Source organism: Stenotrophomonas sp. YJH_SMC_80 (genome assembly GCF_059372495.1).
Genome location: NZ_JCAFVP010000018.1, coordinates 32,466 through 56,835 on the forward strand (window position 1 = coordinate 32,466; position 24,370 = coordinate 56,835).

Here is a 24,370-nt window from a genome sequence, read left to right on the forward strand (position 1 = left end):
TGACTTTGAAGTGTGGCGATTTTTTGACCAACCCAAGCGTGAGCTCGTCGCCATCGGCCTCCTGCGTTCCCGTCGACCGGTAACGCACAACGTTATCCACAGAACATGTGGATAAGACTGAATCTCCAATGGACACCGATATTTAGGTGACATTTATGATTCGACGGAGGCCCCCCGGCAGTCTCTGGCCCCTGCCATCCGCGCGCGCATGGCCCGTTACACTGGCCCGATGCTTTCACCCATTCCGACCCTGCAGGTCGCCCTGCCCGTCCCGCTGCCGCGCCTGTTCGACTACGTGTCACCAGAGGGCGATGGCCCCACGGTCGCGGTCGGCTGCCGCCTGAAGGTGCCGTTCGGCAACCGCGAGCTGGTCGGCGTAGTGGTGGGGCACGGCCAGACCGATGACGGCCAGGGACTGCGCCAGGCCTTGGCCTGGTGCGACCCGCAACCGCTGCTCCAGGGCGAGCTGTGGCACAGCCTGCAGTGGCTGGCGCGCTACACCCATGCGCCACTGGGCGAGGTGCTGAGCACCGCCCTGCCGGGCCCGCTGCGCCATGGCGACGCCCTGCCCGACACCCATCATTGGGGCTGGCAGCTGACCGCCGAAGGCCGCGCCCAGCGCGAAAAACTGCGCGCCGGCAGCCGCCCCCGGCAGCTGGCCGAGCTGCTGGCCGACGCCATCGTCGATGAGGACGTGCTGGGCGAACGCATGGACGACTGGCGCACCGCCGCGCGCAGCCTGGCCAAGCGCGAGCTGGTTGAACGCGTGGCGCTGCGCGTCGCTCCGCAGCACGCGCAGCCACTGCCTGGCCCCACCCTCAACACGGAGCAGGCAGAGGCCGTGGCGGCGATCAACGCAGTCGAGGGCTTCCAACCGTTCCTGCTGGATGGCGTAACCGGCAGCGGCAAGACCGAGGTCTACCTGCAGGCCATCATCCACTGCCTGGCCCAAGGCAAGCAGGCGCTGGTGCTGGTGCCGGAAATCGGCCTCACCCCGCAGACCCTGGCACGCTTCCGCGGCCGCCTCGGCATCGCCGTGCATGCACTGCATTCGGGGTTGAACGACAACGAGCGCGCCCGGGTCTGGGCGGCGGCTTCGCGCGGCGAGGCACGGGTGATCGTCGGCACCCGCTCGGCGGTGTTCACGCCGCTGCCGCAGGCCGGCCTGCTGATCGTCGACGAGGAGCATGACGGCAGCTACAAGCAGCAGGACGGCATCCGCTACCACGCACGCGATTTCGCTCTGGTCCGGGGCAAGGCGCTGGGCGTTCCGGTGCTGCTGGGCAGCGCTACGCCTTCACTGGAGACGCTGCACAACGCCTATGCCGGGCGCTACACCCACCTGCGCCTGAAGCAGCGTGCCGGTGATGCGCGGCCACCGCGCGTGCGCATCCTTGATGTGCGCAAGCGACCATTGCATGACGGCCTCTCGGCCGACGTGCTGGCCGGCATCGGCGAGCACCTGCAGCGCGGCCAGCAGGTGCTGGTGTTCAAGAACCGCCGTGGCTATGCGCCGGTACTGCTGTGCCACGACTGCGGCTGGACCGCGCCATGCAACCGCTGCGATGCACCGATGACCGTGCATGGCGGCGGTCGTCGCCTGCAGTGCCATCACTGCGGTGCGCGGCAACCGGCGCCGCTGGCATGCCCCGCGTGCGGGAGTCTGGCGCTGCAACCGCAGGGCATCGGCACCGAGCGCCTGGAAGAACATCTCACCGCCGCCTTCGCCGACTTCCCGGTGGTGCGCATCGACCGCAGCACCACCTCGCGACGCGATGCACTGGAACAACAGCTGGCGAAACTGGGCGACCAGCCCAGCATCCTGGTCGGCACGCAGATCTTGGCCAAGGGCCACGACCTGCCCAAGCTGACCCTGGTGGTGGTGGTCGGCATCGACGAGGGCCTGTTCTCGGCCGACTTCCGCGCCAGCGAGAAACTGGCGCAGCAGCTGATCCAGGTCGCCGGTCGCGCCGGACGCGCGCGCGACCCGGGCGAAGTCTGGCTGCAGACGCATCACCCGGGGCACCCACTGCTGGAGACCCTGGTCAGCGGTGGCTACCACCCGTTCGCGCAGGCCGAGTTGAACCAGCGCCAGGCCGCAGGATTCCCGCCGTTCGCGCATCTGGCGCTGATGCGCGCCGAAGCGCAGCAGGTGGAGCATGCCAATGCATTCCTGCTGGCAGCGCGACAGCTGCTGGGCGAGCAGGACGTGGTGGAAGCCTATGGACCCATGCCGGCGCCGATGCCACGGCGCGCAGGTTACCAGCGCGCCCAGCTGCTGCTGTCTGCCGCGCAGCGGCCACCGCTGCACGGGGTGCTTTCGCAACTGGTACCGCAGCTGTATGCGCTGCCGGAAGCACGCAAGGTGCGCTGGTCGCTGGATGTGGATCCGACGGATCTTTATTGAGGGGTCAGAGCCTACCCGTCGGGTGGGATCCGACCCCGATGCCCTGGGGTCGGATCCCTTTTCGCAGAAAAGGGCTCTGACCCCGGACGCTTTCGCTTACGTCAGCGGCGACATCACGCCGCGCTGGTAGGCGGGGCGCTCGCGAAGACGGGCGTACCAGTCGGCCAGGTGCGGCAGTTCCGGACGCTGGATCGGCAGTTCAAACCAGGCATAGATCAGCGAGCCCAGCGGGATGTCACCCATCGCGAATGTCTCGCCGGACAGCCACGGCTGCTTGGCCAGGGTGGCATCGGCCATCGCCAGGTAGTCGCCGGCGCGCACGATGGCGGCATTGATCCGCGCTTCGTCGCGGTCGGCCGGGGCGGTGCGCATGATGCCCCAGATCAGGTCGGTGTACAGCGGCGCCATGCGCGAGGTGCTCCAGTCCATCCACTTCTCGGCCTGGGCGCGTTCCATCGGGTCTTCGGCGTACAGCGTGCCCAGCGCGTAGCGCGCACTCAGGTAGCGCACGATGGCGTTCGATTCCCACAGCGGCAGGCCGTGGTCTTCGATCACCGGTACCAGGCCATTGGGATTCATCGCCTGGTATTCCGGCGTCTGCGTGCCGCCGTGGCTGCCACCGACCTCGATGGACTCGTACGGCAGGCCGATTTCCTCGGCACACCACAGCACCTTGCGGACGTTGCTGGAATTGCGACGGCCCCAGATCTTCAACATGCGGGTATTCCTTGCTGGCAATGCGAGCGGCAACGATACCCCTGATCGGGCGGGGTGTGTGCATACCGGATGCGGGATCTGGCGTCAGGGAATTGCCGGCCAGCGGCCGGCACTACCGGTTCCTCGCTGGCCAGCGGCCGGCATTACCGGTTCTTTTTCGGCAGCGCGCGCACGTAGGACGACTTGCCATCCTTCTTCAGTTCGAACAGGCCGATCGCTGCCAGCAGATCGCTGAGCTTGCCGTAGCCGTAGTTGCGCGGGTCGAACGACGCCTGGTTGCCGATCTGGCTGCCGACCGGGCCGAGGTGCGACCAGCCATCCTCGCCCTCGGCCGCGGACACCGCGCGGCGCAGCATCTTCACCAGCCGCGTGTCGCTGCGCATTTCCGCACCGCTCTTGCGCGGGCGCGCATCGTCGTTGGCCACCGGCTCGTTCGAGGCCTGTTCGCTGGATGCCTGTTCGGTATCCGGCACGCTGGCGTGGGTCTGGCCCAGTGCTTCCAGGTAGGTGAATTTCGAGCACGCGTTGACGAACGGCTCGGGTGTTTTCTTCTCGCCGAAACCGTACACCTTCACGCCATCGGTCAGCAGGCGCATCACCATCGGGGTGAAGTCCGCATCGCTGGAGACGATGGCAAAGCCATCCAGGTTGCGTGCGTACAGCAGGTCCATGGCATCGATCACCATTGCCATGTCCGAGGCATTCTTGCCCTTGCTGTAGGCGAACTGCTGGATGGGACGGATCGCATACTCATGCAGCACCGCTTCCCACCCCTTCAGTCGCGGGCTCTTCCAGTTGCCATAGGCGCGGCGCACGTTGGCCACCCCATAGCGGGCCACTTCGGCCAACACCTCGTCGATCTTCGAGGCCGGCGCATTGTCGGCGTCGATCAACAGGGCGATGCGCTTTTCCGGTTCGCTCATGGACTCCTCGCGGGCGGTTGCCTGAACCCGAGTATCGCCGATCCACGCGGGCGCTGACGTGACAGGCAGTCGCCGTGCGAAGATGCCAGGCGCTTCCCCCAATGCCCCCACTGGAGTGAGTCGATGAGTCGCGAGCGCGTTCCCCACCTGGTTGTTGTCGGCGGCGGTTTTGCCGGTCTCTGGGCCACCCGTGCCCTGGCCCGCGAGCGCATACGCATCACCCTGGTCGACCGCCGCAACCATCATCTGTTCCAGCCGCTGCTGTACCAGGTGGCCACCGCCGGCCTGTCCGCGCCGGATATCGCTGCACCACTGCGCCATATCCTCGGCCACCAGCGCAACGTGGAAGTCCGCCTCGGCGAAGTGGTCGCCATCGACAAGCAGTCCCGGCAGATCCGCATGGCCGATGGCAGCACGCTGGACTACGACAGCCTGCTGCTGGCCACCGGCGCCACCCACGCCTACTTCGGCAACGACCAGTGGGCCGATGATGCGCCCGGCCTGAAGACGCTGGACGATGCGATCGCGCTGCGCCGCAAGCTGCTGCTGGCGTTCGAGCGTGCCGAAGCAGAACCGGACCCGGCGAAGAAGGCCGCATGGCTGAGCTTCGCGGTGGTCGGTGGCGGTCCCACCGGTGTTGAACTGGCCGGCACCCTGGCCGAGATCGCGCGGCATACATTGCGCAATGAGTTCCGCCACATTGATCCGGCCAGCGCCAAGGTGCGGCTGGTCGAAGCCGGCCCGCGCGTGCTGTCCTCGTTCCCGGAAGTGCTTTCGCTGAAAGCACGGCGGCAGCTGGAAAAGCTGGGCGTGGAAGTGCTGACCGGTACCCCGGTGAGCGACATCGACAGCCAGGGCTTCACGCTCGGTGACCAGTTCGTGCCGGCCCGCACCGTGGTCTGGGCCGCCGGCGTGGCCGCTTCACCGCTGGCGCGCACGCTGGACGTGCCACTGGACCGCGCCGGCCGCGTGCCGGTGCAACCGGACCTGACCCTGCCCGATCACCCGGAGCTGTTCGTGGCCGGTGACCTGGCCGCACTGAGCCAGGCCAACGGCAAGCCGGTACCCGGCGTGGCGCCCGCCGCCAAGCAGATGGGCAAATACGTGGCCGAGGTGATCCGTGCACGCCTGCACGGCAAGCCCGAGCCCGGCCCGTTCAAGTACGCCGACTACGGCAACCTGGCCACTATCGGTCGCATGGCCGCGATCGTGCACCTGGGGCGGCTGCAGCTGTCGGGCGTGCTGGCCTGGTGGTTCTGGCTGGCCGCGCACGTGTTCTTCCTGATCGGCTTCCGCAACCGCATCGTAGTGCTGCTGAACTGGGCCGTGGCGTACTGGAGCTACCAGCGCAGCGCGCGCATCATCTTCGGTGATGACCAGGAAGACCGGCGACCCCGACGGTAGTGCCGGCCGCTGGCCGGCTGCCGCGCGGTCCGTCCCCTCTCCGCAGGAAAGGGCTCTGACTCCAACATCATCCATGCATGGCGTGGATCTACCGCTTCATCGGGCCGCCGGGCACCCGCCGTTTCGACCATGCGCGGCAGAAGTCCTCCTTCCTTGCGGTGTCGGCAATCTGCGCGGCACTCCAGTTGCGGGTAATCCAGATCGTCAGTGCCGTGCTGCTCAGATGCCAGCGCAGCATGTCGTGCCGTGGCTGCCGCCAAAGATGGCGGCGGGCAATCCAGAACGCCTCCCGTTCCACCTCTGGCACCTTCTTCTTCATCGCGTCGTCGTCGAAGAACTGCGCGGCGAAACTCCAGGGATTCATCGGCTGAAATCCTGTTCGCGGTTCACTGCTGCACGCAGCCACACCACTGGGCGCGCGGTCCGCCGGCTGCGGCCGGCCTTCCACCAGCGCCAGCCCGAACAGGTACAGCAGGCCAGGCAGCATTGCGATGCCGGCGGCCAGTACGACGACGGAGACCCATGCCTTACCGGCGGCACGCATCGCGCTCACTTCGCCTTCGGTTTCGGGTACCACAACGCGTTGACGATGACCCAGCGCTGGTCGAAGCGCCCCATGTGGAAGTAATCGACGAACCACGGCGTTTCCAATCGCACCGAGGCGGCATTGCCGGTCACGTCCAGCACCGTGCAGCGGCGGTCCCATTGATCCTTCGGGGTTTTCAGCGCGCCCTGCTTCGTCAGCGCGACCAGTTCTTCCTTCGACATGCGGCGCAGGCCCAGCCGCTCGTCGGGCGTATCGCCGAGGACCGCGCGCTTGGCCAGGTCCGGGTGCAGCGAACGGGCCACGCGCTGCGGGTCGGCTTCCAGCTGACCGTCCACGTAGTCATGGCAGGTGGCTTCGATGGCCGCGAGGGTGGCCGGGTCGACAGCCGGACTGGTTGACGCGGAGAGAGCGAACAACAGGGCGACGGTGGACATCCGGGTCTCCAGCGCTGAGGGCTGGGCGATCATCGCATGGCGGCACAGAGGCATCCATGTATGCCATGGATCTACAGGGACCGAGCATCCACCGCCTGCAGCCAGGCCAGCTTGCGTTCGCGCGGCTGCTGCTTGAGCTGCCATTCGGCGCGGGAGGCGGCGGCCCGGTCCGGGTACTCGCGCACGGCCAGCACCCGCAGCGGCGGCCGGGCCCGGGTGTAGCGCGCGCCCTTGCCAGCCTGGTGGGCGGCGAAACGCGCGTCCACGTCGGTGCTGATGCCGGCGTAATAGCTGCCATCGCGACATTCGAGCAGGTACAGGAACCACGGGCGGAGGGACGGGGCCATGCCCGGATTATGCCGTGCTGCACTGCAGCGGATATACTGGCGCCCGAATGCAGGAGAGAGGCGCCGCGCTGGCGCCCGCCGAAGGCGCAGGCTCCCATGATCGCTCAGGCCGGTGGGCTGGAATCCCACCAACCATGCATTCGACTCGCCGAGCTGGAGAGAGGTCACCGGGCATGCCCGGGACGATCCGCCGAAGGGGCACGCGGCCCATGCCGCTGAACTCTCAGGCAAAAGGACAGCGGGAGCGGCACCGGTCATCGTCATTCCGTCATTGCGCAGGCAATGGCGGCGTCCGCGCATGGCCGGCCCCACCGCGCCCGGAGCCTGCCCCATGCTGCTGTCCATCATCTACCTGATCGCCATTTCCGCCGAAGCCATGACCGGCGCGCTGTCCGCCGGCCGCCGCCGCATGGACCTGTTCGGCGTGGTCATGATCGCCTGCGTCACCGCACTCGGCGGTGGTTCACTGCGCGACATCCTGCTCGGCCACTACCCGCTGGGCTGGGTGAAGCATCCCGAGTACCTGGGCTTCACCGTGTGCGCGGCGCTGATCGCCACCTGGGTGGCGCGCTGGATGCACCACTTCCGCCGCACCTTCCTGGTGCTCGATGGCCTGGGCCTGATCGCCTTCACCCTGATCGGCTGCTCGATTGCGCGCGAAGCCGGCCATGCGATGCCGATCGTGCTGATCGCCGGCATGCTGACCGGCGCGTTCGGCGGCGTGCTGCGCGACATCCTCTGCAACGAGGTGCCGCTGATCTTCCAGAAGGAGCTGTACGCGATCATCGCGCTGCTGACCGGCGCGGCCTACCTGTTGCTGCTGCACTGGGGCGTGGCCGACGCCACCGCGATCCTGTGCTGCCTCGGCGGCGGCTTCGCGCTGCGCCTGCTGGCGATCCACTACCGCTGGGAAATGCCGAAGTTCGTGTACCACGACGAAGTGCATTGAGGTTCGCGCGGCGGAATCCGCACCACCCCGGCGATGTACCTGGCGCTGTCGCTCATGCGCAGCGCCAGGCGCATCGCCGGTGCAGATGGGCCGGTCTCCAACTCCGACCGGCCCTGATCGCGGCCGCACCCCCGCAGGCACTGGCCGCCATCCACACACGTGCCGCACTCAAGCGGCTTCGGACACCTTCACGTCGCGACGGGCGCGCACGGCCGCGGCCAGTCGCTCCAGCACCGTCACGGTGGTGTCCCAGTCGATGCAGCCATCGGTGATGCTCTGCCCGTAGACCAGCGGTTGGCCTTCCACCAGTTCCTGGCGACCACCGACCAGATGGCTCTCGATCATCACACCGACGATGCGCTGTTCACCGTCTTCCAACTGAACGGCGATGTCCTCGATCACCTTCGGCTGGTTGTCCGGGTTCTTCAGGCTGTTGGCATGGCTGGCGTCGATCATCAGACGAGTCGGCAGCTTGGCCTTGGCCAGCGCCTGGCAGGCCTCGGCGACACTGCCTGCATCGTAGTTCGGCTGCTTGCCGCCGCGCAGGATCACATGGCAGTCCGGGTTGCCAGTGGTCGACACGATGGCGGTGCCGCCCTGCTTGGTGACCGACAGGAAGTGATGCGGATTGGAGGCCGCACCCACCGCGTCGGCGGCGATCTTCACGTTGCCATCGGTGCCGTTCTTGAAGCCGACCGGGCACGACAGCCCCGAGGCCAGTTCGCGGTGCACCTGGCTTTCGGTGGTGCGCGCACCAATGGCGCCCCAGGCCACCAGATCGGCGATGTATTGCGGCGAGATCACGTCGAGGAACTCGACGCCGGCCGGCAGGCCGAGCTTGTTGATGTCGCGCAGCAGGCCACGGGCGATGCGCAGGCCCTTGTCGATCCTGAAGCTGCCGTCCAGGTCCGGATCGTTGATCAGGCCCTTCCAGCCCACCGTGGTGCGCGGCTTCTCGAAGTACACGCGCATCACGATTTCAAGTTCCCCGGCCAGCGCGTCACGCAGCGGCTTCAGGCGCTGGGCGTACTCGATGGCGGCCTTCGGGTCGTGGATCGAGCATGGGCCAACCACCACTGCCAGGCGGTCGTCACGGCCATGCAGGATCTGGTGCAGGGCCGCGCGCGAGGCGCTGACGGTGTCGGAGGCTTCATCGTCACACGGCAGCATCGCCAGCAGCTGGGCAGGCGGTGTCAGCGGTTCGATGGTGCGGATACGCAGGTCGTCGGTGTGCGGGGGCATTGGGGGAGGTCTCCGGAACGTTGGGGTCCCCAGCGTGGCGGCATGAAAAAAGCCGCCAGGTTCGCTGGCGGCTTTCGGGAATGCGTCTGAAGCTTTCTTCAGGGTGAGCGCAGTCCTTCCTCCGCCAGTGGCTTCGGAAAGTAATACCAGTAAAAGCGGGTGGCGGCTGCGTTCATGGGTTGTATTGATAGCACAGCTTTTGCGCAGTGCAAAATGTTTCATCCGCAACTGGGGACGCGGTTCAGCGAGATGCGCGCCGGCCCTGCCCACGCGGCGGCAACCACGCAACGTCTCTCATTTGCCATGCACTTCCACATCCAGCAGCAGGCCCTCATGGATGTCGGCCCAGCGTTCCAGCACGCGATCCAGTTCCTGCCGGGCCTCGTCCAGCTGCTCGGGGTTGAGCAGGGAACGCGCGGTGTAGAGATCGGAAACCAAGCGCCGCAGGGCCGATTCCTGGATGGCCACCGACGGCCCCTCCAGCCCCGGCAACTGCAACGCCGGGCTGTCGCCAAGAGGGCCGAACAGCGTGACCTGGAGCGTGCTCTGCATGATCGACCTTCCTGCGGATGGACATTGGCAATGTCCTGTTTACCGCGTCTGGGTGACAGGCGCATGTGCCACCCATGCCCAGCACCGGGATCTGCCGGCGTCTGCCGCGCCGCTACAAGGCGGCCAGGTCGGCAAGGTGCTGGGCCATGCTGTCCATCGCGCCTACCGCCTGGGTGGTGGTGAAGTACTCATGCCAGCCGGTAGCGGCAATGCCGGCCATCAACGCATCGACCTCCTCGCGGCTTGCGCAGCGCCAGACCGCATAGAACTGCTCATCGCTGCCGTGCGGTACGCCCGAGGCAATGCGGCCCATCGCCAGCGGCGTGATGCGGACCGGATCGAACTGCTGCATGCCGGCGCCGATACGGGCGAAGAAGGCGTTCCGCTGCTCGGGCGGAAGTGTGGTCCAGGCAGGGGTGGCGGTGTAGAGTTCGATGAAGGTGTGCGACATGGTGGTTCTTCCTTGAGGGTTCGGGGGTTGCCGGCCAGCGGCCGGCACTACCGGAGCGAGCGCAGCGCGCGTTTGCGGATGTAGGCGTTGGCGTCGCTGTGGCGCTCATGCTGCCAACGCGTACACAGCTGGCGCAGCCACTGCGGCTGAGTCTTGCCGGCATCGTTGAGCCAATTTCCGACCGAATCCTGCACATAGCGTTCCGGATCGTCGGCCAGTGCTTCCAGCAGCGCGGATGCATGTTCCGGGTGCTGCTTGAACAGTGCGATATGAGTGGCCCAGACACCGCGCGGACGCAGTGCTTCGCAGGCGAAGCGGCGCAGGTACGGCGATGTTTCCTGTGACCACGGTTGCAGGTGCTCCAGCGCCTGCAGTGGTGCGGCAACGATGTCCGTGCGTAGTGCCAGCCACGCCCATTCGCGCACACCGAAATGGGGGTCATCGGCCAGTGTGCGCATCTGCTGCAGCTTCCCTGCCAGCGTTGCGCGGGCATCGCTGCCGATCAGGTAGCAGGCCCAGCCGCGCACTGTATCGGAGCTGTGATGCTGCCAGAGCGCAGGCGCCCCCTGCCCCGCCTCACGCAGCAGTTGCGCAGCCAGGGCCATGCGCAGCGTGATGCCCTTGCCTGAGGCGTCCCGCATGCGTTGCAGCGCCTCCGGTGCAAGCGCAGGCGCCACCACCTGCAGCAGCGCGGCAAAATCCACTGCCAGGCATTCTGCCAGATGGGTGGCGGGGACGCGGCCGGTGTTGAGTGCTTGCCGGCGTTCCGCAGGAATGGCCGTGCTCATGCTGCGGATTCCCGCCCGGCGTCCGTGTGCTGCCAGACCTTGTGCACCAGCTGTGACAGCTGCTGCTGTTCATCAGCATCCAGGCCGTTGAACAGCCCACCGATCCATTGCGTGTGCTGCTCGAACAGCGATTCGGCCAAACGCTTTCCCGGTGCGGTCAGCACGATCTGCAGGCGGCGGCCATCCCCGTCATCGTTGCGACGCTGCAGCAGGCCTTCGCGCTGCAGGCCATCGAGCAGGCCGCTGATGGTGGCGCGGGTCACGCCGGCGCGCTCGGCCAGCACATGCGGCGGCAGTGCGCCACCGGCCCCGTGCAACAGGAACAGCACGATGAAGCGACCCTCGCTGAGCCCATGCGGTGCCAGCCGCGCGGCGCAGTCGCGATCGATCGACAAGGACAGCGAGAGCAGCTGGAAACACAGGCGCAGCGGCGCGATGTTGGCGTGACCGCGTCGCTGCGCTTCCTCGATCAGGGCATGGTGCTTGGCTTCGATCATCTCACGCACGTGATATGGTTAGGCGCCTAATCATACAGCCGAACAGCCGCTGCCTGTAAACCACAGCCGATATCAGGTGAACTTTCCCAGCAGCAGGCACGCAACCAGCCCGCCGCCCTCCCGGTGCAGCAGCTGCAGTTCGCCCGCGTGCCGCCTCGCCACATTGGCGGCCACTGCCAGCCCAAGTCCCGCTCCACCGGTGGTGCGACTACGAGAACGCTCGCTGCGCTGGAACGGTTGCAGCAGGCGTACTCGGTCGCCCTCGGCGATACCTGGGCCCCGATCCATCACCTCCAGCTGGACCCCTCGCTCAACCACGGCAAGCCGCAGTTCCACCGCCCCGGCATAGCGATCGGCATTGTCGATAAGGTTGTCGAACGCGCGCCGAAGCAGCAGCGCGTCGCCGTGCCAGGGCAGACTGTCCGGCCCCTGGATGGAGATCTCGACACCGCGCAGCAACGCTGCCTGCACGCACTCCTCCAGCAGCGCGGCCAGATCCAGCGGGCGCATCTGCAACGGCTGCAATTCGCCGCGTGCGTAATCGAGCACCTGCTCGATCATCGTGTCCATGCGCTCGATGTCCGCCACCATCCGGGCCGCCTGTGGTGTGGGCGCGAACTCGGCGCGCAGTCGCAGGCCGGTCAATGGTGTGCGCAGGTCGTGCGCCACTGCAGCCAGCATATGGGTCATGTCCTGGGCCTGCGCACGCAGGCGCTCTCGACCGGTGCCGATCGCGGCGGCCAGCATCTGTACCTCGCGCGGGCCATCATCCGGCAGGGGCGTGTCGGCTTGCAGGTCCACACGTGCACTGGCATCGGCCAAGCGTCGTAGTGGACGCCCCAGCCGGATCGATGCCCACGCCGCCAGCGGCGCCAGCAACACGGCACCGCCCAGCAGCGCCAGTATCACCTGTCGCCGCCAAGCTGCCAGATCACTGTGATCGCTGCCGACCACCCGCCAGCGGCCATCGGCCTGGCGCACGCCCAGTTCAAACGGCGGCCATTGCATCGCGGTCAGCAGCGCGGCCTGCGCCTTCAGTACACCGACCCGCGCCGTGCCGTCGAGCACCTCGCCGCCTTCGATGACCTGCACATCAGGCGCCTTGCCCTGTCCGCTCCAGACCAGGCGCACCTCCTTCGCCGGCAAACCCATCTGCAGCGCCGCCAACTGGGTGAGCCAGTCACTGGCACTGCCCTTTGGTGGCGCATCCTGCGTCGCCAGATGCAGGCCCAGTGGTGCCGCGGCCTGCTCCCCCCGCAGCACCTGCACGGCCTGGTCCAACCGCATCGGTGGCGGCGCGGGCCGAGGCATCCAGCCAACCACGGCCACGCTGACCAGTGTCGCCAGCAGCAGGCTGGCCAGGGCCAGCATCGTGATCCAACGCGCGGTCGGCCACCGGCTGTTCACAGCACCTGTACCTCGGCGTGGAAGCGATAGCCTTCGCCACGCGATGTCTGCACCAGGGCTTCCGCACCGGGTGAGGCCTGCCCGAGCTTGCGGCGCAGGCGGCTGATCGCCAGGTCGACCGCGCGGTCGACGCTGTCACTCGGTTCGCCACGGCTCAGCTGCAGCAGCTGCTCGCGCCCCAGCACCCGCCCGGGGCGTTCGGCCAGCGCCAGCAACAGGCTGAATTCACCACGGCTGAGCACCAGCTCGTTCCCATCCGGCGCCAGCAGGCGACGTTGTTCCGGCAGCAACCGCCAACCAGAAAAGCGCAGTTCACTGGCTACCTGCGCGCGCAGCTTGTCCTGCCGGCGCAGCAGCGCGCGTACCCGCGCCAGCAGCTCGCGCGGGTCGAACGGCTTGGCCAGGTAGTCGTCCGCGCCCATCTCCAGGCCGATCACCCTGTCCGGTGCGCTGCCCATCGCCGACAGCATCAGGATCGGAATGGCCCGTGCCTGCAGCCGGCGGCAGACCGACAGGCCATCCTCACCGGGCATCATCCAGTCGAGGATGATCACGTCCGGGCGATCGACCTGCAGCAGCACGTCCAGCGCCGTCGCGTCCGCTGCCACCCGTACCTGGTAGCCATGCAGCAACAGGCAATCGGCGATGGCATCACGGATGCTGGCGTCGTCATCGACAACGATGACACGGGCGGGAGTCGTCATGCAGGCAGTATCAGGCAGGTCTGTATCAGGACGGTATCAACGCCGATGTTCCCGCGATACGCCGCTGCGCGCCAATGGTCACCCATGATCACTGCGGAGACCTGCCTTGCGCCTCATCCCATTCGTCCTGCTTGCTGCCCCGCTGGCTGCGCTGGCGTCCGATTCCCCCGAACACATCCTGCCGATGTGGATGCAGGGCGGTCATCCGGCCGTGGCCGTGTCGCTGGACGGGCGTGCCGAACCGCTGCGCTTCGTGGTCGACAGCGCGGCAGGCGCCACGCTGGTCGATGACCGCGTCGTGCGGCGCTACGGTCTGGGAGATGCGGATGCGGAGGTATCGCAGGCCCAAGGGGCAAGTGCAGCCTCCGCGCGGCTGCAGCGCATACGCAGAACGTCCTGGCAGCTGGGCAGTTGGCAGCTGCAGGCCCAAGCCATGAAGGTCGATCTGTCGTCGTTGCCGAAGGACGATGATCCGGCCATTGACGGCTTGATCGGCAACGATCTGACCGGACGCTGGGACACCCGTTGGGACTTCGGCCGCAATCAACTGGCGCTGTGGACACCCGGCGGATTGAACCTGGAAGGACCGGGTTGCCAGCCCAATGCGCTGCCCGGACGCACTGACGGCCTGCGCCAGTTCGGTTTCATCATGCTTGCACTGGGCGCGCCCGCGGTGGACGCCATCGCCGTGGTCGACACCGGTGCCGCGCAGACCGTCCTCAACGCCGAAGCAGCCCGCGCACTGGGGCTGCGCACCGACGGCAGCGACGCACGGGTGCGGGTGCGTGAAAAGGGCACCGAAGGCCTGGGCGGCGGAAAGCAGGCAACCTGGCTGTACACCCTGCCCGGCATGGCCGGCAACGGCTGGCAGCACCCCTCGATGGAGGTCCGCATCAGCGAACTGCCAGTGTTCAAGGCGATCGGCCTGGAGGCCCGGCCGGCGCTGATCCTTGGTGCGGATGCAATGCGCGGCGGCCAGGTGGACATCGGTGCCGGCGCGTCCCGGATCTGCCTGCGCCGGCCGCAGGCCAGCTGACATCCGGCAATGACGCCAGCGGCAGCCTGGCGTAGCATCACCGTGCGCCCCACCAGGAGTTCCACGCATGTGCCGTGCTGCCCTGATGTTGCTGACGCTGTACCCGCTGGCCGTGCTGGCTGCACCTCCCCCGGTACCCTCGCCGGTCCGCATCGATGCCGAAGCGCAGCGGTTGATGCAGGCCGCACAGGCGCGCGGCATGGCACTGGCGGTGATCGACGGCGGCAAGGTGGTGCACGTCGCCGCCTACGGCGAGCGCAATACCGCAGGCGAACCACTGCGCACCGATACGGTGATGTACGCCGCCTCGCTGACCAAGATGGCATTCGGCCATCTGGTCGCGCAGCTGGCGCAGGACCGCAGGATCGATCTGGATGCCAGCATCGCCACAGCGCTGGACAAGCCGTTGCCGGACTATCCGCCCGAAACGAAGAAGTACGCCGACTACCGCGTGCTGGCCGATGATGCGCGCTGGCGCCAGCTCACCCCTCGCCTGCTGCTCAACCACGCCAGTGGCTTTGCCAACTTCGGGTTTCTTGAACCGGACGGCCGGCTGAAGTTCCACTTCGATCCAGGCAGCCGCTACGGCTATTCCGGCGAAGGGCTGATCCTGCTGCAGTTCGTGATCGAACGCGGACGGCTGGGCGAGGATGTGGGTGCGTTGATGCAGCAGCGGGTATTCGACCGCTTCGGCATGACCCGCACCAGCATGATGTGGCGCGGGGACTTCGCCACCAACCTGGCCGACGGCTGGACCATGGAGGGCACCGCCAAGCCGCACGATGAGCGCAGCCGCGTACGCGCGGCCGGTTCGATGGATACCACCATCGCCGACATGGCCCGTTTCGCCGCCGGCTACGTGCGCGGCGATGGGCTGTCAGCGAAGATGCGCAAGGAGCTGGTGCGGCCGCAGCTGCCGATCACCACCGCCAGCCAGTTCCCCACACTGCAGCCGGAGCTGCCGAAGGCGCTGCAGCGCAAGGACCTGGCGGCCGGCCTGGGGGTGGTGACGTTCCGTGGCCCGCAAGGCGCGGGCTTCTACAAGGGCGGCCACGATGATGCAGTCGGTAATACGCTGGTGTGCGTCGAGCAGCAGCAGCGCTGCGTGGTGATCCTGGGCAACGATGTGCGCGCCGAGGCGACCTTCCCGGCGCTGGTGGCCTTCGTGCTCGGCGACATCGGCGTACCGTGGCAGTGGGAGTACGGCGCAGCAAAGGCATTCGTGAAGTAGATCCACGCCATGCGTGGATGACCTCCCTTCAACGCGCCTGCTCGAAGAACATCAGGTAGACCAGCCGCCCATTCTCCGGCCGGTCGCCGAAGGCCGGGCCGGCGGTATGCCAGAACCACGGGCGCAGCAGCACCAGGCGGTTGAAGCGCATCGGGATGCGCATGGTCATTTCCCACTGGCTGTCGTCGACGCTGTCGCGCTCGATGATGTCCCGATGCATGTCGCCGCCGTTGGCGTAGCCCAGCGCAGCCAGCTCGTGGGCGTTCAGCGCCATGCGCTCGGTGTTGGTGCGGCGATGGCGGAAGAACTCGGTACCCCCTTCGCAGTGCTCCGGGGCGCTGAGGTAGAGGATGCCGGACCAGTGCGAATGGTCGGTGTGCACCTTGGCGCGACCCACATCGCTGGCCAGGGTCAGCCGGAACTTGCCGTGCGACTGCAACGGATTGACCGGCCGCAGCGGCTCGTTGACCAACCGCGACGCGGCCTCGGACAGGCCGTCCAGCTCCAGCCGTTCGAGCGAATTACGCCCGGGGAATGCCCCCTCCTGCGCCGGGTAGGTCAGGCCCAGCCCGGCCTGGCGCAGGCCGTGTGCATCGGCTGGAGAGAGGAAGTCGTCGACGACGATGAACGAGGTAGGCATGGTCCTGCGAGCGTAGCGACGCGGCGCCATGGCGGCAACCGGACAACAAAAAAACCCCGCCTCGCGGCGGGGTTTTTCCTTGCATCGGGGAGACGCGCCGGCCAGGGCCGGCAACGTCCGACGCGGGCGTGGACCTTAGAAGTCCATGCCGCCCATGCCACCCATGCCGCCCATGCCACCGGCGCCGCCCATGGCCGGCTCGTCCTTCTTCGGAGCTTCGGCAACCATGGCTTCGGTGGTGATCATCAGGCCAGCGATCGAGGCCGCGTTCTGCAGCGCCGAACGGGTCACCTTGGTCGGGTCCAGGATGCCGAACTGCAGCATGTCGCCGAACTCGCCGGTAGCGGCGTTGTAGCCGAAGCTGCCGGTGCCTTCCTTGACCTTGTTGATGATGACCGACGGCTCGTCACCGGCGTTGGCAACGATCTCGCGCAGCGGGGCTTCCATCGCACGCAGGGCGATCTGGATGCCGTGGTTCTGGTCTTCGTTGGCGCCCTTCAGGCCGGCCAGCGCGGTGATCGCGCGGACCAGGGCAACGCCGCCGCCCGGAACCACGCCTTCTTCAACGGCCGCACGGGTGGCGTGCAGGGCGTCGTCGACGCGATCCTTCTTTTCCTTCATTTCGATTTCGGTCGAGGCGCCGACCTTGATCACGGCAACACCGCCGGCCAGCTTGGCCACGCGTTCCTGCAGCTTCTCGCGGTCGTAATCCGAGGAGGTGTCCTGGATCTGGGTCTTGATCTGCGCCACGCGTGCATCAACGTTGGCCTTGTCGCCGACGCCGTCGATGATGGTGGTGTTCTCCTTGGAGACCTGCACCTTCTTGGCGCGGCCCAGGTCCTTGATGGTGGCCTTCTCCAGCGACAGGCCGACTTCTTCGGAGATCACGGTGCCGCCGGTCAGCACGGCCATGTCTTCCAGCATCGCCTTGCGACGGTCGCCGAAGCCCGGGGCCTTGACGGCCACGACCTTGACGATGCCACGGATGGTGTTGACGACCAGGGTGGCCAGCGCTTCGCCTTCAACTTCCTCGGCCACGATCAGCAGCGGCTTGCCGGCCTTGGCGACGCCTTCCAGCACCGGCAGCAGGTCACGGACGTTGGAGATCTTCTTGTCGTGCAGCAGGATGAACGGGTCATCCAGGTCAGCGGTCTGCGACTGCTGGTTGTTGATGAAGTACGGCGACAGGTAGCCGCGGTCGAACTGCATGCCCTTGACCACGTCCAGCTCGTTGTCCAGGCCCGAGCCTTCTTCAACGGTGATGACGCCTTCCTTGCCGACTTCCTTCATCGCGTCAGCGATGATCTGGCCGATCGACTCGTCCGAGTTGGCCGAGATGGTACCGACCTGGGCGATCGCCTTGTCGTCGGCGGTCGGCTTGGAGATGTTCTTCAGCTCGGCGACGGCGGCCGAAACGGCCTTGTCGATACCGCGCTTGAGGTCCATCGGGTTCATGCCGGCGGCAACGGCCTTGGCGCCTTCGCGGATCAGGGCCTGGGCCAGCACGGTGGCGGTGGTGGTGCCGTCGCCGGCATCGTCGTTGGTGCGCGAAGCAACTTCCTTCACCATCTGCGCGCCCATGTTCTCGAACTTGTCAGCCAGTTCGATTTCCTTGGCGACGGAGACGCCGTCCTTGGTGATGGTCGGGGCGCCGAAGCTCTTTTCCAGCACGACGTTGCGGCCCTTCGGGCCCAGGGTGGCCTTGACGGCATTGGCGAGAACGTTGACGCCGCGCACCATGCGCGAACGGGCGTCTTCACCGAAACGAATATCCTTGGCAGCCATTGCATTTACCTCATTGGTAGCGCCGGACGGTGCCCGGCGGCTGGGAGTTTGGGATCAGGTTGAAACAGGTCGCGCCGAGGCTCAGCCGATGACGGCGAGCACGTCGTCTTCGCGCAGGACCTTGTATTCGACGCCTTCGCTCTTGTACGAGCTGCCGGCGTACTGGCCATAGATGACCTTGTCGCCGACCTTCAGCGACGGCGCGCGCACGTTGCCGTTGTCCAGCGGCTTGCCCGGGCCGACGGCCACGACCTCACCCTTGGTGGACTTTTCCTTGGCCGAGTCGGGGATGACGATGCCACCGGCGGAGATTTCGTCGGCTTCGATCGGCTTGACCACAACGCGGTCGTGCAGCGGCTTGATGCTCATAGGAGACCTCTTAAGTGATTGATTGGTCTAAAAAAGTCCGGCGATGTTAGCACTCACCCCAGGCGAGTGCCAGAACCGCACGTGAAGAAACCCGACAACGTCGGGAGCAGGGCAGAGATGGAGCCCCGCCGCCCCCTTTCAAGGGCGGAATGAAAAAATTTTTCCACCCGCGCGCCTCGGCCAAGGCGTCGGTCCTGGACAATTTCGGTGACAAGCGTCGCACTGTCAGATATCTGACGTTCATTTACGACAAAGTGTCACTGGATCGGCCTTAGGCTCGGTCAGGCATTCCCAATCACAAGGAGTAGTCGATGCGATTGCTGTCCCCGCTTGCCGCCGCCTGCCTGCTGGCACTGGCCGCGGCGCCGGCCCAGGCCGAGGTCTTCATCAACGAACTGCACTACGACGACAGCACCGCCGCCGGTGACGTCGGCGAAGCCATCGAAGTGGTCGCTACCGCAGGTGAAGACCTGTCCGGCTACCGCCTCTACCTCTACAACGGCAGCAATCCTTCGGCCGCCACGGTCTACGCCAACAACCCGGTCCCGGCCGGCACCGCCGCCGGTTGCGGCAGCGCCAGCATCGCCGTGGTCAACTACCCGACCAACGGCATCCAGAACGGCCCGAACGACGGCATCGCCCTGGTCGACGCCAGCGGCAAGGTGGTCCAGTTCCTCAGCTACGAGGGCGCCATCACCGCCTCCGGTGGCCCTGCCGCCGGCATGACCAGCCAGAACATTCCGGTGGCCGAGACCAACAGCACGGCGCCGGGCACCTCGCTGCAGCTGACCGGCAGCGGCAGCCAGTACGCCCACTTCACCTGGGCCGAGTCGGCCAGGCAGACCTTCGGCAGCTGCAACAACGGCCAGACCTTCAGTGGCGGCGGCACCCCGGGCCCGAACACGCCGCCGTCGGTGTCCACCACCACCCCGGCGCAGGGCAGCAGCACCTTCCCGGCCGCGGCCGATCTGGAAGTGGTGTTCAGCGAGACGGTGAACCTGGCCAGCGGCGCGTTCGCGCTGAGCTGCGGTACCTCCGGCAGCGTGCCGCTGACCTTCCCGGCCAGCGGACGCAGCGTGAAGCTGTCCACCAACACCGCGCTGGTGGCCGGTGAAGCCTGCCGCTTCGACATCCGCGCCGCGCGCATCACCGACCTGCAGGGCGCACACCCGGCGGCCGACAGCCGCATCGCCTTCACCGTGGCCAGCACCGGCGGCAATCCGGACCCGGGCAACCCGGGTGTGCCGGCCGGCTACTACTCCAAGGTCAACACCTCCAGCCCGAGCCAGCTGCGCTGCTCGCTGCACGCGACAATCAAGGGCCACACCGCCTACCCGTACAGCGGCTCGGGCACCAGTACCTGGACCATCCTGGAGATCGCAGACGAGGACCCGAACAACCCGAACCGCATCCTTGACGCGTATCGCAACCGCAGCTACGCCAAGGTGACCGATCGCGCCGGCAGCGGCAGTGGCCTGAAGTACAACCGCGAGCACACCTGGCCGAACTCGCTGGGTTTTGCCACCACCACGGGTGACAAGGGCCTGCCGTACGCGCCGTATACCGACACCCACATGCTGTACCTGACCGATGCACAGTGGAACGCCGACCGTGGCAACAAGCCGTTCGGCAAGTGCGACGCCAGCTGCGGCGAGCGCGCCACCGAGGCCAACAACGGCCAGGGTGGCGGCAGTGGTGGCTATCCGGGCAACTCCAACTGGGTGCGCACGCCGGACGGCAACACCGGCACGTTCGAGGTGTGGGGCAAGCGCAAGGGCGACATGGCGCGTGCGGTAATGTACATGGCGATCCGCTACGAGGGCGGCAAGGATGCAGCCACTGGCCAGTCCGAGCCGGACCTGGAGCTGACCGACGACCGCAGCAGGATCGTCAAGACCAGCAGCTCACCGGCCTACATGGGCCTGCTGTCGACGCTGATCGACTGGCACCTGTCCGACCCGCCGGATGATGCCGAGCGCGCGCGCAATGACGTGATCTACAGCTTCCAGGGCAACCGCAACCCGTTCATCGACCACCCCGAGTGGGCGACCCCTGGCCTGTTCACCTCGGCCAAGCCGGCCACCTGCCAGCTGGCCAACTGACCGCGCAACGCAGCGGTCCACGGCCGCCGCCGGGTCCTGACCCGGCGGCGGCCCTATACTCGACGGTCATGTCGACCGTCGATCCCGTCCTGCTGCTGTTGACCACCTGCCCGGACCGGGCCAGTGCCGAGCGCATCGCGCACGCGCTGGTTGGCGAGCGCCTGGCCGCGTGCGTGACCCGCCTCGATGGCGCGCAGTCGACCTACCGCTGGCAGGGCGAGGTGACCACCGACGCCGAGCTGCAGCTGCTGGTGAAGACCACCGCGAGTCGCGTCAATGACGCAATCGCCCGGATCGTCGAACTGCATCCGTATGAACTCCCGGAGTGCATCGCGGTCGAAACCCGGGCCGGCCTGCCGGCGTATCTGGACTGGATCCGGGCACAGACCCGGGAGGACACTGATTGAAGACTCTGTTTGCGCGTGGCGCCGCCCTGTGCGCCCTGTTGTGGCTCTCGCTGCCGGCGTTCGCCCTGGATGAGAAAGACCTGCTGCCGGTGGACCAGGCGTTCGCGCTGACCGCCACCGCCCCCGAACGTGGCCAGGTGCAACTGCAGTTCAAGATCGCGCCCGGCTATTACCTGTATCGCCACCGCACCAGCGTCAAGGCCGACCCGGCCTTCAATGCCGGCGCGCTGCAGATGCCCAAGGGCGACAAGCACCACGACGATTTCTTCGGCGAGGTCGAAACCTATCGCGAGCGCCTGCAGGCCAGCCTGCCCGGCACGCCGACCGAGGCCGCCGGTACCATCAGTCTGGAAGTGCGTTACCAGGGCTGCGCCGATGCCGGTGTCTGCTACCCGCCGCAGAAGCGCGTGGTGCAGGTCACCCTGCCCGGCAGCGGTGCACAGGCGGCGGCCCCGGCCAGCCGCGCCGGTGCGGCCAGTCCGTTCAACAACCCACTGGCCGGTGCCGGCAACAGCGGCGGCCTGCGCCTGCCGGGTGCGGCCAGCAACAGCCAGGCGCTGCCGCTGCCGTCGGAACAGGCGTTCGGCTTCGATGCCATCGCCAGCGACGGCAACACCCTGCTGCTGCGCTTCAGCCCGGCACCGGGCTACTACCTGTATCGCGACCGCACCTCGCTGAAGCTGGAAGGCAGCACCGGCGTGCAGGCCGGCACGCCGCGTTGGCCAGCCGCGCAATCGCATCGCGACGAGCACTTCGGCGATGTCTCGGTGTACTTCAACCAGGTGGAAGTGCCGCTGCCGTTGCGGCGCACGGTTGCCGACGCGGTTGACGGCACCCTCGTGGTGACCTTCCAGGGCTGCCAGACCGATGGCATCTGCTACCCGCCAATGACCCGCCGGGTGAAGCTGTCGATCCCGGCCGGCAAGGTCAGCGCCAGCGCCGACCAGGCACCGCCGCGCAACGAGGTAATCAGCCCGTTGGCTGTGGCGCCACGCGAAGGCGCCAACGGCGCCCCCCTGCGCCTGCTGCCGACGGTGCCCAATACGGATGCCGCCCCCCCGGCCGTCGCAGGCACCGTGGACGGCAATGAATTCGCCGCCGATGCGCGCGGTGACAACGCGCTGCGTACGCGCCCGCCGGCGACCACACCGAACCCGGACCGTTCGTTCGTCTGGGTGCTGCTGCTGGCGCTGGCCGGCGGCCTGGTGTTGAACCTGATGCCCTGCGTGCTGCCGATCCTGTCGCTGAAGGTCCTGAGCCTGGCACAGAGTGGCGAAAGCCCGCAGCGCGCACGCAGCCACGCGCTCTGGTACACCTTGGGCGTGCTGGTCGCATTCGCGGTGATCGGTGCGTTGATGGTGGGCCTGCGCGCAATCGGCAACGCCGTCGGCATCGGCTTCCAGCTGCAGCACCCGGGCGTGGTGGCGGCGCTGGCCTACATCATGTTCGCGGTAGGCCTGAGCCTGTCCGGCGTGTTCACCCTGGGCGGCGGCATCGGCAACCTGGGCCAGTCGCTGGCCAGCCGCAGCGGCCCGGCCGGTGACTTCTTCACCGGTGCGCTGGCCTGCGTGGTCGGCAGTGCCTGCGTCGGCCCGTTCATGGGTGGCGCGATCGCCTACGCGTTCATTGCCCCGCCGCTGAAGGCGATGACCGTGTTCCTGTTCCTCGGCCTGGGCCTGGCGCTGCCGTTCCTGCTGATCGGCTTCGTGCCGGCGCTGGCGCGCCGCCTGCCCAAGCCCGGCCCGTGGATGGAAACGCTCAAGCACGTGCTGGCCTTCCCGATGTACGCCACCGCGCTGTGGCTGCTGTGGGTGCTGGGCAAGCAACGCGGCGTGGACGGCATGGCGCTGGTGCTGGGTGGCCTGTTGCTGTTCGCCTTCGGCCTGTGGCTGTTCGAGCGCAACCGCTGGACCGGCTCGCGTGCGGTGACCCTGCTCGGCGTGCTGCTGGCGATCGGCGCATTGGTACCGGCCTGGGGCGTGACCCAGCTGGCAGCGCCGGCACGCGCCGCACAGGCCGCCAGCGACAACGTGGTGGAGTATTCGCCGCAGTTGCTGGACCGCCTGCGCGCCGACAACCGCGTGGTGTTCGTCAACATGACCGCCGACTGGTGCGTGAGCTGCAAGGCCAACGAGCGCGCCGTGCTGTCGCGGCCGGAGTTCAAGGACCTGCTCAAGCGCACCAACGCGGTGTACATGCGCGGTGACTACACCAACGTCGATCCGCAGATCACCACGTTCCTGGAAGAGCACAAGGCCGTCGGCGTGCCGCTGTACGTGGTGTACGGCCCCGGCGCACCGCCGACCGTGCTGCCGACCCTGCTGACCCAGGCGGTGGTGGAGGAAGCGCTGCTGCGCACCGCACGATGAAGTGGCAACGGCCAGCGCTGCTGTGGACAGCGGTGCTGGCCGCCGGCCTTGGCCTGTGGGCCGGGCATCGATTGGCTCCTGCGCCGGTTGCGCCTGAGGCCATGCCAGCGGCGCCTGCTGTGGCGGCTGCGGCACCTGCCCTGCAGGTCGGCGACAGCCTGCCCGCGCTGTCGCTGCCCGATCTTGAAGGCCGGCCGCTGGACCTGCGCCAGCACGCTGGCGGTCGCCCGCTGTTGATCAATGTCTGGGCCAGCTGGTGCGCGCCCTGCGTTGAAGAAATGCCCGAACTGGCGCGTTTCGCACATGTCCAGGGCGAGCACGGTGTACAGGTGCTGGGACTGGCGCTGGATACGCCGGAAGACGTGCGCGGTTTCCTGCAGCGGGTACCGGTGGATTATCCGATCGTGATCGAGACCCCGGGGCCGCGCGATGCCAGCGTGCAGCTGGGCAATACACAGGGCCTGCTGCCCTACAGCGTGCTGTTCGATGCGCAGGGGCGGCTGGTGAAGGCAAAGCTGGGACCGTTCGCCCACGGCGAGATCGACAGCTGGGTGAAGTGAGGGTGTTTTTTTCAGGGCTTGCAGCCCTGCACCCTGCTCAATGCAACGGCAACAGCCAAAGCCAAAGCGGGCATTCCGTGGGATGGCGGGGCGGTGTCGGAGTGCGGGGACGCTGCAAGTACGTCCCTGTAAGCTTGGCAGCCGCATCCATGCGGCTGACACCCCGCACTCCGACACCGCCCCGCCTCTGACAGATCTTCGCGGCTGTTGGTAGGTGTCGACCTTGGTCGACACATCTGTCAGATATCGATATTCAGAACGGAATCAGACCCCGTGCCGACCAACGGTCGGCACCTACCAAAGCAGAACGCCGTTCCGACAGATCGCAGGAAACTGTCGAAGGCGGGGTGGATCCGGCTGAGGGGGCGTGAGCCGCATGGATGCGGCGACCGAGCTTACATGGGTGAGGGCGCTTTGCTTGCGAAGCACTGCTTCGCAAGCGCCCGAACGCACAGCCGCCAGCGGCTGGGCCGGGCCCCGGAGGGGGACTTGCAGCGTCCCC

The 24,370-nt window shown here is 67.3% G+C and carries 24 protein-coding genes and 2 riboswitches; of the genes, 9 read left to right on the forward strand and 15 right to left on the reverse strand.

All coding sequences use genetic code 11. The features are described 5' to 3' along the window. The first annotated feature begins 229 nt into the window (after positions 1-229). Entirely contained in the window at positions 230-2,407 is a 2,178-nt protein-coding gene (locus tag AC5P99_RS19520) for a primosomal protein N' (RefSeq protein WP_446832551.1), read from the forward strand. 96 nt (positions 2,408-2,503) lie between these two features. Here AC5P99_RS19520 and AC5P99_RS19525 read toward each other — a convergent pair whose 3' ends face one another. Together AC5P99_RS19525 and AC5P99_RS19530 are read right to left on the reverse strand one after the other, a co-directional pair. Beyond that, complete coding sequence (locus AC5P99_RS19525) at positions 2,504-3,124, reverse strand: glutathione S-transferase family protein (protein ID WP_005414615.1); 621 nt, start codon at positions 3,122-3,124, stop codon at positions 2,504-2,506. Between the two features lie 143 nt (positions 3,125-3,267). Beyond that, entirely contained in the window at positions 3,268-4,047 is a 780-nt protein-coding gene (locus AC5P99_RS19530) for an NYN domain-containing protein (protein WP_005411210.1), read from the reverse strand. A gap of 123 nt (positions 4,048-4,170) precedes the next feature. On the opposite strand from AC5P99_RS19530, the gene AC5P99_RS19535 reads away from it, so the two are divergent. Then, positions 4,171-5,451, forward strand: a complete 1,281-nt coding sequence (locus AC5P99_RS19535) for an NAD(P)/FAD-dependent oxidoreductase (protein WP_099605095.1) — start codon at positions 4,171-4,173, stop codon at positions 5,449-5,451. An 88-nt stretch (positions 5,452-5,539) separates the two neighbouring features. On the opposite strand, the gene AC5P99_RS19540 is transcribed toward AC5P99_RS19535, so the two are convergent. From AC5P99_RS19540 to AC5P99_RS19550, 3 genes are all read right to left on the reverse strand, one after another. Then, positions 5,540-5,995, reverse strand: coding sequence for a hypothetical protein (locus tag AC5P99_RS19540; protein WP_099605094.1), 456 nt, complete (start codon positions 5,993-5,995; stop codon positions 5,540-5,542). Between the two features lie 5 nt (positions 5,996-6,000). Next, positions 6,001-6,432 carry a nuclear transport factor 2 family protein gene (locus AC5P99_RS19545; RefSeq protein WP_059035568.1) on the reverse strand — a complete coding sequence of 144 codons (432 nt, stop codon included), beginning with the start codon at positions 6,430-6,432 and terminating at the stop codon, positions 6,001-6,003. A 71-nt stretch (positions 6,433-6,503) separates the two neighbouring features. After that, positions 6,504-6,779 carry a GIY-YIG nuclease family protein gene (locus tag AC5P99_RS19550; protein ID WP_049450289.1) on the reverse strand — a complete coding sequence of 92 codons (276 nt, stop codon included), beginning with the start codon at positions 6,777-6,779 and terminating at the stop codon, positions 6,504-6,506. 40 nt (positions 6,780-6,819) lie between these two features. After that, a riboswitch (glycine riboswitch) is annotated at positions 6,820-6,909 on the forward strand. 13 nt (positions 6,910-6,922) lie between these two features. Further along, positions 6,923-7,028: riboswitch (glycine riboswitch) on the forward strand. Positions 7,029-7,110: 82 nt separating this feature from the next. Here AC5P99_RS19550 and AC5P99_RS19555 point away from each other — a divergent pair. Then, entirely contained in the window at positions 7,111-7,728 is a 618-nt protein-coding gene (locus AC5P99_RS19555; protein WP_005411215.1) for a trimeric intracellular cation channel family protein, read from the forward strand. A 168-nt stretch (positions 7,729-7,896) separates the two neighbouring features. On the opposite strand, the gene AC5P99_RS19560 is transcribed toward AC5P99_RS19555, so the two are convergent. From AC5P99_RS19560 to AC5P99_RS19590, 7 genes are all read right to left on the reverse strand, one after another. Next, positions 7,897-8,970 carry a 3-deoxy-7-phosphoheptulonate synthase gene (locus tag AC5P99_RS19560; protein WP_005411216.1) on the reverse strand — a complete coding sequence of 358 codons (1,074 nt, stop codon included), beginning with the start codon at positions 8,968-8,970 and terminating at the stop codon, positions 7,897-7,899. A 294-nt stretch (positions 8,971-9,264) separates the two neighbouring features. Then, positions 9,265-9,522: a hypothetical protein gene (locus AC5P99_RS19565; RefSeq protein WP_005411217.1), complete on the reverse strand. Its 258-nt coding sequence runs from the start codon at positions 9,520-9,522 to the stop codon at positions 9,265-9,267. A 112-nt stretch (positions 9,523-9,634) separates the two neighbouring features. Beyond that, on the reverse strand, positions 9,635-9,973 hold the full coding sequence (locus AC5P99_RS19570; RefSeq protein WP_005411218.1) for a DUF6616 family protein: 339 nt from the start codon (positions 9,971-9,973) through the stop codon (positions 9,635-9,637). Between the two features lie 47 nt (positions 9,974-10,020). Further along, positions 10,021-10,761: a DNA alkylation repair protein gene (locus tag AC5P99_RS19575; protein ID WP_005411219.1), complete on the reverse strand. Its 741-nt coding sequence runs from the start codon at positions 10,759-10,761 to the stop codon at positions 10,021-10,023. After that, positions 10,758-11,258 carry a MarR family winged helix-turn-helix transcriptional regulator gene (locus tag AC5P99_RS19580; protein WP_495213462.1) on the reverse strand — a complete coding sequence of 167 codons (501 nt, stop codon included), beginning with the start codon at positions 11,256-11,258 and terminating at the stop codon, positions 10,758-10,760. The genes AC5P99_RS19575 and AC5P99_RS19580 overlap by 4 nt, the downstream gene beginning before the upstream one ends. Before the next feature lie 72 nt (positions 11,259-11,330). Then, complete coding sequence (locus AC5P99_RS19585; RefSeq protein WP_100438957.1) at positions 11,331-12,629, reverse strand: sensor histidine kinase; 1,299 nt, start codon at positions 12,627-12,629, stop codon at positions 11,331-11,333. Between the two features lie 32 nt (positions 12,630-12,661). Continuing rightward, complete coding sequence (locus tag AC5P99_RS19590; RefSeq protein WP_005411222.1) at positions 12,662-13,369, reverse strand: response regulator; 708 nt, start codon at positions 13,367-13,369, stop codon at positions 12,662-12,664. Between the two features lie 106 nt (positions 13,370-13,475). Here AC5P99_RS19590 and AC5P99_RS19595 point away from each other — a divergent pair, with 106 nt between their 5' ends. Next, positions 13,476-14,405, forward strand: a complete 930-nt coding sequence (locus AC5P99_RS19595) for an aspartyl protease family protein (RefSeq protein ID WP_464048784.1) — start codon at positions 13,476-13,478, stop codon at positions 14,403-14,405. A 67-nt stretch (positions 14,406-14,472) separates the two neighbouring features. Further along, positions 14,473-15,636 (forward strand): serine hydrolase domain-containing protein, encoded by a 1,164-nt coding sequence (locus AC5P99_RS19600; RefSeq protein ID WP_495213461.1) that lies wholly within the window; start codon positions 14,473-14,475, stop codon positions 15,634-15,636. A gap of 28 nt (positions 15,637-15,664) precedes the next feature. Here AC5P99_RS19600 and AC5P99_RS19605 read toward each other — a convergent pair whose 3' ends face one another. The 3 genes from AC5P99_RS19605 to AC5P99_RS19615 form a co-directional block, all read right to left on the reverse strand. Continuing rightward, a complete protein-coding gene (locus AC5P99_RS19605; RefSeq protein WP_005411225.1) occupies positions 15,665-16,276 on the reverse strand; it encodes a DUF6445 family protein in 612 nt (203 codons plus the stop codon). A 135-nt stretch (positions 16,277-16,411) separates the two neighbouring features. Next, positions 16,412-18,061, reverse strand: a complete 1,650-nt coding sequence (groL, locus tag AC5P99_RS19610) for a chaperonin GroEL (protein ID WP_005411226.1) — start codon at positions 18,059-18,061, stop codon at positions 16,412-16,414. Positions 18,062-18,142: 81 nt separating this feature from the next. Further along, complete coding sequence (locus tag AC5P99_RS19615) at positions 18,143-18,430, reverse strand: co-chaperone GroES (protein ID WP_005411227.1); 288 nt, start codon at positions 18,428-18,430, stop codon at positions 18,143-18,145. Positions 18,431-18,741: 311 nt separating this feature from the next. On the opposite strand from AC5P99_RS19615, the gene AC5P99_RS19620 reads away from it, so the two are divergent. From AC5P99_RS19620 to AC5P99_RS19635, 4 genes are all read left to right on the forward strand, one after another. Then, positions 18,742-20,532, forward strand: coding sequence for an endonuclease (locus AC5P99_RS19620; protein WP_005414629.1), 1,791 nt, complete (start codon positions 18,742-18,744; stop codon positions 20,530-20,532). A gap of 68 nt (positions 20,533-20,600) precedes the next feature. After that, positions 20,601-20,939, forward strand: a complete 339-nt coding sequence (gene cutA / locus AC5P99_RS19625) for a divalent-cation tolerance protein CutA (RefSeq protein ID WP_049396392.1) — start codon at positions 20,601-20,603, stop codon at positions 20,937-20,939. Continuing rightward, complete coding sequence (locus AC5P99_RS19630; protein WP_088436221.1) at positions 20,936-23,308, forward strand: protein-disulfide reductase DsbD family protein; 2,373 nt, start codon at positions 20,936-20,938, stop codon at positions 23,306-23,308. Before cutA ends, AC5P99_RS19630 begins: the two co-directional genes overlap by 4 nt. Further along, a complete protein-coding gene (locus AC5P99_RS19635; protein ID WP_049450279.1) occupies positions 23,305-23,868 on the forward strand; it encodes a TlpA family protein disulfide reductase in 564 nt (187 codons plus the stop codon). Before AC5P99_RS19630 ends, AC5P99_RS19635 begins: the two co-directional genes overlap by 4 nt. Positions 23,869-24,370 lie beyond the last annotated feature (502 nt).